Source organism: Mesorhizobium sp. B2-7-2 (assembly GCF_006440775.1).
Lineage (GTDB): Bacteria > Pseudomonadota > Alphaproteobacteria > Rhizobiales > Rhizobiaceae > Mesorhizobium.
Window position 1 is genome coordinate 1 of sequence record NZ_VFTZ01000052.1, and the last position, 8,547, is coordinate 8,547.

The window sequence follows — 8,547 nt, forward strand, 5'->3', positions numbered from 1 at the left end:
TCACGGAATGGATTCTATGGTCTGCGCCGCGTCGCTTCGCTCCTTGCTCCGCCATAGAATGACGACGTTGGGGCGGCCGAAACCAATCCTCCGGCGTTTGCGCTGATTACACGGAAATGAACGGAGAATCTTGCACCGAGAGGCGGTGGCCAGCCAATCGGACCGGCCACAGGTGGCACTCTCCACCCGGGTTGACAGGTCAGACGCACCGTCCTAATTTTCGCGTTAGTGGCCACTAACGCGAAATACTGGACAGCGCTCGGCGATCCGACACGACGCACGATCTTCGAACTGCTGGTCGAAAGTCCCAGTTCAGTCGGCGGACTCGCCAATGCGCTGCCCGTGACGCGGCCGGCCGTCTCGCAGCACCTGAAGGTGCTCAAGGATGCCGGGCTGGTGGCCGATACGCGCTCCGGCAAGGAGCGCATTTACCGGATCGATCCGGACGGGCTCGCGGCGTTTCGCGCGGAGATTGACCAGTTCTGGGTGAAGACGCTCGCAGCCTACAAGCTGGCCGTCGAGCAACCGACAAAGGACGAGACATGATCAAGCAACCGGCACCTGCTCCCGTAAGGCATTCCGTCGTCGTCGAGGCGCCGATCGCGCGCGCCTTCAAGGTGTTCACCGAGGATTTCGGCAGCTTCAAGCCGCGCGAGCACAATCTGCTTGCCGTGCCGATCGCGGAAACGATCTTCGAGCCGCACGTCGGCGGCCACGTCTACGACCGCGGCGTCGACGGCTCAGAGTGCCGCTTCGCCCGCGTGCTGGCCTACGATCCGCCCGACCGGCTGCTTCTGAGCTGGGACATCAGCCCGCGCTGGCAGATCGAAACCGACCTCGCCAGGACGAGCGAGTGGGAGGTCCGCTTCACGGCCGAGGCGGAAAACCGGACCCGGGTCGAAATCGAGCACCGCCATATCGAACGGCATGGCCAAGGCTGGGAAGGCGTGCGCAGCGGGGTCGACGGCGATCAGGGCTGGCCGCTCTACCTGCAGCGGTTCCAGGCGCTTTTTTCCCGGGCGGCCTGACAGCGGCACCCCCCCTGGGGCATGGCCCGCACGGTGGCGATCGGAGGAGCACTGGAAATAATGGAAGCCTATTGGTTGAGCACCCTCGGCGTGCTTGCGCTCTGCCTCCTGTCGGTCGCGCTGGCGATCTACTCAGGCTCGTCCAAGGGTTTTGCCGGCAAGCTTTCAGGGCCGGTGATCCCGGCGGACGACGACAACTCCCTTTACCGGATCGATCGCGTCCACATGAACTCGGTCGAGGCGCTCGCGCCCTTCGTCGTGCCCGTGCTGCTGGCGATGATGGTCGGCGTCGAGCCGATGACGCTCGCCGTGCTCGTCTGGGTTCACTTGGCGATTCGTCTCGTCCACATGATCATCTACCTGCGCGGCGGCAATGCCGCCAAGGGCGGCAGCGTCAGGACGATCCTCTATGTCTCCGGAGCGCTGGTCACGCTTGTCCTCGTCCTCGTGACGGGCTGGGCAGTGCTTCGCTGAGCAGCGCTCGCTTTTCGCTCCGTCGGCGGAACCCTCGCCCCGATCAGAGGTTCATCCCTGTACAACCACAGGAGATGCGCCATGGACCACACCAGCCACGTAAGATTGACCAACGCCGAGCTGACGCCCGACATCCTCGAAGGCGCCACCATCTACGGCCCGGATGACGAGAAGATCGGCTCGGTCGACCACCTGCACGGCAGCCAGGTCGTCATCGATGTCGGCGGCTTTCTCGGCATCGGCGCCAAGCCGGTGGCTGTCACCGCCAGCCAGCTCGATTTCATGCGCGACGAGGACGGCGACGTGCATGCCGTCACCAGCTGGACGAAGGATCAGCTCAAGGCGATGCCGGAGCATCGCGACTGACAGGAACGCCTCGCGACTGGCAATCAATCAGAAGACTTCGGCCCGGCAATTGCCGGGTCGGTTTTTTTGCGCGGCGCGGTAAATTCGTTTGTGGCCTGACGAGCGTCAATGCGGATTGCCCTCGCGGCACAAATGTGTGGCGGGTTCCTTCCGGAGCCGCGAGAGAGCCCGGGACAGGTCGGCGATTTCGTGGGGCGATGAACCGCTCCAAGGATCAGCGGCGCATGCTCGCAAGCAGGCAAATACACAGCCCCGCGTTGACCGTTGCCGCGAGCGCCAGCGTGACCAGGACAAGATTGGCGCCGCCCGTGCCAAAAAGCAGCGCCCCAACGGACGGAGCCGCCGCCTGGACGATGAGGCTGGGCGTCGCGAGCTTGCCCATCAGCACCGCGTATTGCTGCGGGTCGAACAGCACCAGCGGCAGCGCGCCGCGCGCGATCGTATGGATGCCGTTACCCGCGCCATAAAGGATCAAGGCGAGAGCAACGAAAGTCTGGCTCGTCAGGAGCAGCCAGATTCCGGCGGCGAGCAGCGTTACGGATGTCAGCATCGTCCAGATCGGATGGTGCCGGTTGCGGCCGATCAGCAGCTCCGCCACCCTAGCGCCGACTTGTGAAGGACCGACTAGCGCGCCAAGTCCGACGGCGGCTGCCAGGCTCGCGCCGCGCAACTGCAGCAGCGTCAGCAGATGGACGGAGAGCATGGACGCGACCAGTGCGGCCAAGGTCTGAATGGAGGCCAGCAAAATGAAGCGCGCCCGCGCTCTGCCGGTGGTCGATGCCTCTTTCGACCTATCTTTGACCGGCGCAGGCGCGGCGGCCGGAGGCGACGGTATTATCCACAGATGGAGCGGCAAGCAGATTGCCAAATGGATCGCGGCATAGGCAAGGCAGGCGGTGCGCCAGCCGCCATGCTCGACAAGGAAGGCGCTGATCGGCCAGCAAATGGTGCTGGCAAAGCCGCCGAAAAGCGTCAGGTTGGTGATGGCGCCGCGCGCGCTCTGTCCATAGAGGCGGCCGAGTGTGGCGAAGCCGGCATCGTAGAGGCCGCTCGACATGCCCAAGCCCATGAGCAGCCATGCAGCCAGATAAAGAGGATAGTCGGTCGCCGTCGCCAACAGCGAATGCGCGGCCGCCAGCAGCAGCGAGCTGGCGGCAAGCACCGGTCGCCCACCGTGGCGCTGGATCAGCCGCCCGGTGATGGGGGACACCAGCCCGGCAAGCAGGAGCCCGCAGGATAGCCCGGCAATGACCCAGGCGAGCGACCAGCCGGTATCCTTGGCAATCGGCACGGCAAGCACCGCGGGCAGGTAGTAGGACGATCCCCAGGCGAGAATCTGCGTGATGCCGAGACCCGCAATGAGGACGCGGCGACTGTGTCCGGCAGGCGTGGCGGCTTCCAATCAGGCTTGCTCTGGCGGATAGGCGACCTTCTCGCCATCCTCCTTGACGAACTCCCGCACCGGATTGTCGAGCAGCGGCAGCACCGCTTCCGACGGCCGGCACAGTTTTGTCCCTTTCGGCGTCTCGACGATGGGCCGGTTGATGAGGATCGGATGGGCGAGCATGAAATCGATCAGCTCATCGTCGCTCCATTTCGGATCGGCGAGGCCGAGTTCGGCGTAAGGCGTGCCCTTCTCCCGCAACAAATCGCGCGCAGAAATCCCCATCGCGGCGATCAGTTCGAGCAGCCGTTCGCGGCCCGGCGGCGTCTTGAGGTATTCGATCACGACAGGGTCTTCGCCGCTGGCGCGGATCATGGCGAGCGTGTTGCGGGAGGTGCCGCAGTCGGGGTTGTGATAGATCGTGACCGTCATGGCTCTGCTTTCAGTGGCTGGTATTGCTGAACGGTTTCGGGCTTGAGCAGCCAGGCCATCAACGCGAGCGCGATCAGGGCGCCGAGCAGCTCGGCCACGACGAAGCCCGGCAGATCGAGCGGCCTGATGCCGGAGAAAGTGTTGGTGAGTGAGCGCGCCACGGCGACGGCGGGATTGGCGAAGGAAGTGGATGCCGTGAACCAATAGGCCGCTGTGATATAGAGCCCGACCAGCCACGGCACGGCCCGCCGCTCGAAGCGGAGGCCAGCGAGAATGACGGCGATAAGGCCGAATGTCGCGACCATTTCCGAGAACCATTGCGCCGGCCCGGCACGCAGTTTCGTCGCGACCTCCAGCACCGGCAGGGCGAACATGAGATGCGCGGCGATCGTGCCAGCAATTCCGCCGACGACCTGCGCGATCAGATAGGCAGGGAGATCGCGAGCAGGTAGCGACCGGTTGAGGCAGAACACCAGCGAAACGGCGGGATTGAAATGCGCGCCGGAGATTGGCCCGAGGATGGTGATCAACACCACCAGCATGGCGCCGGTTGCAAGCGTGTTGCCAAGCAGCGCCAGCGCGGTGTCATGCGTCAGCGTCTCGGCCATGATGCCGGAGCCAACGACGGTCGCCACCAGCAGACCGGTGCCGAGGGCTTCAGCCGCGAACCGGCGCGGCAGATCGAAGGTGTTCATTAGCTAGCCTTGGGTTTTGCGGCGGGCGTGACGGTCATTGCCGGGCCTCCTCGCCCGGCTGGCAGCAAGATGCCGCAGCCGCCGGCGCGCAGATTTCCGGCCGGCCGGAGCAGCAGTCCTCCATCAGGAAGCGGATCAATCCGGACAGCGCGTCGAACTCGGCGCTGTAGACGATCGAGCGGGCATCGCGCCGCGCGGTCACGAGGCCAGACCGTTCCAATTCCTTGAGGTGAAAGCTGACATTGGACGGCGAGACCTCGACCTGCTCGGCGAGCGAGCCGGCGGCAATGCCTTCCGGGCCGGCAACGACCAGCAGCCGCAGCAGGCGCAGCCTTGTTTCCTGCGACAGCGCGCCAAAGGCGGTCAGGGCTTGACGTTCATCCACGTTTCAACAATCCTTGAAATATTGAAATGAGGAATAGCCGACATGCTCTCTTCCGACAACCGGAAAAATGTGGCCCCAATCGACCCCTCCGACCTGACGATCGGCGATCTGCTGGTTGCGCTGGCCGATCATACGGACACGCCGCTGGTGTTCCGCTGTGGCGGGCGGCCGGTAAAGCCGGGCTATCATGTCACCGAGGTGAAGGCTGGACAGTTCGCGGCGCTGGATTGCGAAGCGAATCCAGAATCATGGTCTGAGATCTTCGTCCAGCTGTGGGACGTGGACGAGGGCGGGCCGGTCCATATGCTGGCCGGCAAATTCGCCGCGATCATCCGCAAGGTGGCGGATCATGTGGCGCTCGATCAGGCGGCGAAGCTGACCTTCGAGGTCAGCGACGGCCTGCGCCCCATCGAACTGCACCGGGCAGCCCAGCCGAGCCTTGTTGGCGGGACCGTCGAGGTCGAGCTGACGCCACGGCCGTCAAGCTGCAAGCCACGCGACCGCTGGCTGGAAGAACAGAGGGCGGCAAGTGGCTGCGGAGCGAGCCGCTGCTGTTGAGCCCGCGAATGGTGACGCGCCGCGCCTGATCAGAACCGGATCATGCCATTGGCCTGCAATAAATAGAGGCCCACGAGAACGATGGCGATCAGCGCCACCCAAACAGCTGTCTTGCTCATCCGCGAAATCCTGTTGATCGGCGATAGTGAACGCGCGCGCTACGGTTGTGTTCCCGATATGCCGGGTTGCACATCGCCTAGGCAGGATCAAGTCACGAATTGCTGGGCGGCGCGTGTCCGTGCATAGTGGCGGCAATGCGCCTGGTCGATGAAGATGGCTATGGATGACAAAGCGGACAATCCGGGCGTGGCGGTGTTTCCGCCGCTGCTCTTTCTCGTGGCGCTTATCGCGATGCTGGCGCTGCGCTATGTCTGGCCGCTGGCGATCGGCGGCCGCCCGCTGACCATCGTGCTCGGCATAGTGCTGGCAGCACTGGCGGTTGCGATCATAGGCTGGGGACGCTCGATCATGTTGCGCGGCGGCACCAATGTGAACCCGACACTGCCGACCACCGCGATCATCACCGGCGGCCCGTTCGGCTTCACCCGCAACCCGCTCTATGTCGGCCTGATGGGGCTGCTTCTCGGGATCGGGCTGCTCTTTGACAGCTGGTGGGCCGTCATCGCGACCATCGCGAGCTTCCCCATCCTGCATTACGGCGTGGTGCTGCGCGAGGAGGCCTATCTGGAACGCAAGTTCGGCGAACCCTACCGCGCCTACAGGGCGAGCGCGCGCCGATACCTTTGAGCATCAGTCCTTCGGCACGTTGCTGTAGAGCGCCACGCCGACGCGGTCGTTGCGCCGCCACCGCACCAAAGCGCGATAGGCCGTATCGTCGGCCGGGACCTCGAGCAGGAAGCGGTCCGGGATCTCCACATCTGCGCCAACGCGCAATTCCGCGCCCTGCTCGTGCTGATTTCTGACCGAGCAACCGATCCTGACGCCGGCGGCGATGATCGTGGCTTGCTTGAGCACGAATTCGCGCGCATGAAGACGTCGCTCGGTCTCGGGAAAACTGGCCATATCCGGCGGGCTCCTCAGGCAAGGCTCTCCTCGCCATGGGGCCGCACCATAGCAGCGAAGCGTTTCCGTTCCGTTAGCGATCACTGAAACGGTGGTGTGCCGACTTGATATGCCGGCCCGGTCCACGGATGGAGCGTTCACGCCTGAACGTTCAGCCGGCGACAGTGACGCCGCTGGCGCGCAGCACCCAGCGGCGGCCGTCGCCGCGGAACTCGGTGAGCGACAGCGGCTCGATGTCGATCTTCCAGACCGAGGAAAGCGGCGCGCCGAGCACATGCGCCATGGCGGCGCGGATCGGCACGGCATGCGTCACCGCGACGGTGTGACCGCTCTCGCCGGCCAGCCGCTCCATCAGCGCAGCACCCCGCCGGGCGACGGCGGCGAGCGATTCCCCGCCATGGGGCGCCGCGTCTGCGTCGGCGAACCAGGTCGCCATGCCTTTCGGATCCCCGGCCTGCACCTCCTCGAAGCTTTTGCCGGCCCAGCGTGCGAAATCCTGCTCGGCAAGCAGCGGCTCGATCGCCGCGTCAAGGCCGAGCGCCTCGGCCGTCCGCCGCGCGGCCAGCGCCGGACTTGTCCAGACACGGTCGGCGCGACGCAGCGAAGCGGCCAGCGCGCCGGCGCGATCGAGGGCGCGCGGCTCCGGCGGCTCATCGTTCGGGAAGCGGCCCTTGCGCATTCCGGGCGTCGCTCCGCTTGCGATCATCGTCAGGCGGACAAGCATGAAAAACTCCGTGGCCCAGCGAAAAACAGGCCTCACGTAGCCGTGCCGCCATTACATGTCGTTGACAGGCGAACGAAGTGCTGACAAGTGTCTTAGCGCTATACGGGATTGGAAGCCGGTGCGAGTCCGGCACGGTCGCGCCACTGTGATCGGCACCAGCCGAAAGTCAGGCCTTATTCCGCAGCATCGTTCGATCAACGGGACGCAGTATCCCAAGGGAGGTCAATATGTCCGACACCACCTTCGCCCCCAGCTACGGCCCGGTTGCGATTCCGGTCCGCGAGCTTCTGCCCTGGGCCATCCTCGGCGGGCTGCTTTTGATGCTGGCGATCTATTTCGTCGGCGCGGAAGAAGGCGCGACCTCGCTGATCCGCGGCACCTATGTGCACGAATTCGTGCATGACGGCCGCCACCTGCTCGGCTTCCCCTGCCACTAAAGCGGTTCAGCATCGCTGAGCCCGCTTTCGATTCTGATCTAACGCAATTCCGGACGGAAAACCGCTACGCACTTTTCCTGGAATTGCTTGGTTGGCTTAACGCAATTCCGGACGGAAAACCGCTACGCACTTTTCCTGGAATTGCTTAGAGGGATTAGTGACATGGTTGGAAAACTTTTGCTGCGCGGCATGCTTGTCGGGCTGGTCGCCGGGATTCTGGCGTTCGCCTTCGCCCGCGTCTATGGCGAGCCGCAGGTCGACAAGGCGATCACCTTCGAGGAACAGCAGGCCCAGGCCACCAGCGAGGCGCCGGAGCCCGAGATGGTCAGCCGCGCCACGCAAGCCGGCATCGGCCTGGCGACCGGCGTGCTGATCTACGGCGCCGCGCTTGGCGGGCTGTTCTCGCTGGTCTTCGCCTACGCCTATGGCCGGCTGGGCTCCCTCGGACCGCGCGGCACCTCGGCGCTCATAGCGCTGCTCGGCTTCCTGGCCGTGATTGTGGTGCCCGGCCTCAAATATCCGGCCAACCCGCCCGCGGTCGGCAATGCCGAAACGATCGGTTACCGCACCGAGCTGTTCTTCATCATGATCGTGATCTCGATCGCGGCGATGGTGGCGGCGGTGGGTCTGGCGCAGCGGCTGTGGAAGCAGTTCGGCGCCTGGAACGCCTCGATCGTGGCTGGGCTCGCCTTCCTCGTCGTCTTCGCGCTGGTGAAGGCAGCACTGCCCGACATCAACGAGGTGCCGGAGAACTTCTCAGCGACCGTGCTGTGGCAATTCCGCGTCGCCTCGCTCGGCATCCAGTTGGTGTTGTGGACCGTCGTCGGGCTCGGCTTCGGCGCAGTTGCCGAACGCGTGGTCGCGGTGCGCGACCAGCGCGGCCCGGCACGCCGCTACGCCTGAAATCCGATGCGTTGGCCGCCACTGTTTCGCGCCCTGGCGGCCAAAGCGGCTCAACGGTCGATACGACCGCAGAGCCACTTTGGTCTTTTGTTTTCTCGCAATTCCGGACGGAAAACCGCCGCACACTTTTCCTGGAAT

Annotated in this window: 14 protein-coding genes and 1 riboswitch; of the genes, 8 read left to right on the forward strand and 6 right to left on the reverse strand. The window is 64.7% G+C overall.

The genetic code is table 11. The features are described 5' to 3' along the window. The first annotated feature begins 228 nt into the window (after positions 1-228). The 4 genes from FJ425_RS31210 to FJ425_RS31225 all read left to right on the forward strand — a co-directional run bounded on the left by FJ425_RS31210 (position 229) and on the right by FJ425_RS31225 (position 1,868). Positions 229-546 carry a metalloregulator ArsR/SmtB family transcription factor gene (locus FJ425_RS31210; RefSeq protein ID WP_181164914.1) on the forward strand — a complete coding sequence of 106 codons (318 nt, stop codon included), beginning with the start codon at positions 229-231 and terminating at the stop codon, positions 544-546. Next, positions 543-1,028, forward strand: a complete 486-nt coding sequence (locus FJ425_RS31215; RefSeq protein WP_140631958.1) for an SRPBCC family protein — start codon at positions 543-545, stop codon at positions 1,026-1,028. Before FJ425_RS31210 ends, FJ425_RS31215 begins: the two co-directional genes overlap by 4 nt. A gap of 75 nt (positions 1,029-1,103) precedes the next feature. Next, the gene (locus FJ425_RS31220; RefSeq protein WP_246673364.1) at positions 1,104-1,502 is read left to right on the forward strand and encodes an MAPEG family protein; all 399 of its coding nucleotides are present in this window, start codon (positions 1,104-1,106) and stop codon (positions 1,500-1,502) included. Between the two features lie 81 nt (positions 1,503-1,583). Continuing rightward, positions 1,584-1,868 carry a hypothetical protein gene (locus tag FJ425_RS31225; protein ID WP_040980340.1) on the forward strand — a complete coding sequence of 95 codons (285 nt, stop codon included), beginning with the start codon at positions 1,584-1,586 and terminating at the stop codon, positions 1,866-1,868. A 214-nt stretch (positions 1,869-2,082) separates the two neighbouring features. Here the strand turns inward: FJ425_RS31225 and FJ425_RS31230 are convergent, their stop codons facing one another. Genes FJ425_RS31230 through FJ425_RS31245 form a run of 4 tightly spaced genes read right to left on the reverse strand, consistent with a single transcriptional unit; the run spans position 2,083 to position 4,764 of the window. Further along, a complete protein-coding gene (locus FJ425_RS31230) occupies positions 2,083-3,270 on the reverse strand; it encodes an MFS transporter (RefSeq protein ID WP_140631964.1) in 1,188 nt (395 codons plus the stop codon). Continuing rightward, entirely contained in the window at positions 3,271-3,684 is a 414-nt protein-coding gene (gene arsC / locus FJ425_RS31235) for an arsenate reductase (glutaredoxin) (RefSeq protein ID WP_140631967.1), read from the reverse strand. It lies immediately after the preceding gene. Next, the gene (locus tag FJ425_RS31240) at positions 3,681-4,379 is read right to left on the reverse strand and encodes an MIP/aquaporin family protein (RefSeq protein WP_140727878.1); all 699 of its coding nucleotides are present in this window, start codon (positions 4,377-4,379) and stop codon (positions 3,681-3,683) included. Before FJ425_RS31240 ends, arsC begins: the two co-directional genes overlap by 4 nt. Positions 4,380-4,413: 34 nt before the next feature. Then, on the reverse strand, positions 4,414-4,764 hold the full coding sequence (locus FJ425_RS31245; protein ID WP_140700332.1) for a metalloregulator ArsR/SmtB family transcription factor: 351 nt from the start codon (positions 4,762-4,764) through the stop codon (positions 4,414-4,416). 42 nt (positions 4,765-4,806) lie between these two features. On the opposite strand from FJ425_RS31245, the gene FJ425_RS31250 reads away from it, so the two are divergent. Next, on the forward strand, positions 4,807-5,322 hold the full coding sequence (locus FJ425_RS31250) for a DUF6428 family protein (protein ID WP_140727879.1): 516 nt from the start codon (positions 4,807-4,809) through the stop codon (positions 5,320-5,322). 279 nt (positions 5,323-5,601) lie between these two features. Continuing rightward, complete coding sequence (locus FJ425_RS31255; protein ID WP_181176123.1) at positions 5,602-6,069, forward strand: isoprenylcysteine carboxylmethyltransferase family protein; 468 nt, start codon at positions 5,602-5,604, stop codon at positions 6,067-6,069. A 3-nt stretch (positions 6,070-6,072) separates the two neighbouring features. Here FJ425_RS31255 and FJ425_RS31260 read toward each other — a convergent pair whose 3' ends face one another. Further along, positions 6,073-6,345, reverse strand: a complete 273-nt coding sequence (locus FJ425_RS31260) for a PilZ domain-containing protein (RefSeq protein WP_140631981.1) — start codon at positions 6,343-6,345, stop codon at positions 6,073-6,075. Between the two features lie 151 nt (positions 6,346-6,496). Beyond that, positions 6,497-7,069 (reverse strand): histidine phosphatase family protein, encoded by a 573-nt coding sequence (locus tag FJ425_RS31265; protein WP_140727882.1) that lies wholly within the window; start codon positions 7,067-7,069, stop codon positions 6,497-6,499. Between the two features lie 83 nt (positions 7,070-7,152). Beyond that, positions 7,153-7,296, forward strand: a riboswitch (adenosylcobalamin (AdoCbl) riboswitch). On the opposite strand from FJ425_RS31265, the gene FJ425_RS31270 reads away from it, so the two are divergent. Next, positions 7,297-7,506, forward strand: a complete 210-nt coding sequence (locus FJ425_RS31270) for a CbtB domain-containing protein (RefSeq protein WP_095770085.1) — start codon at positions 7,297-7,299, stop codon at positions 7,504-7,506. A 162-nt stretch (positions 7,507-7,668) separates the two neighbouring features. Then, positions 7,669-8,409: a CbtA family protein gene (locus FJ425_RS31275; protein WP_140727884.1), complete on the forward strand. Its 741-nt coding sequence runs from the start codon at positions 7,669-7,671 to the stop codon at positions 8,407-8,409. Positions 8,410-8,547 lie beyond the last annotated feature (138 nt).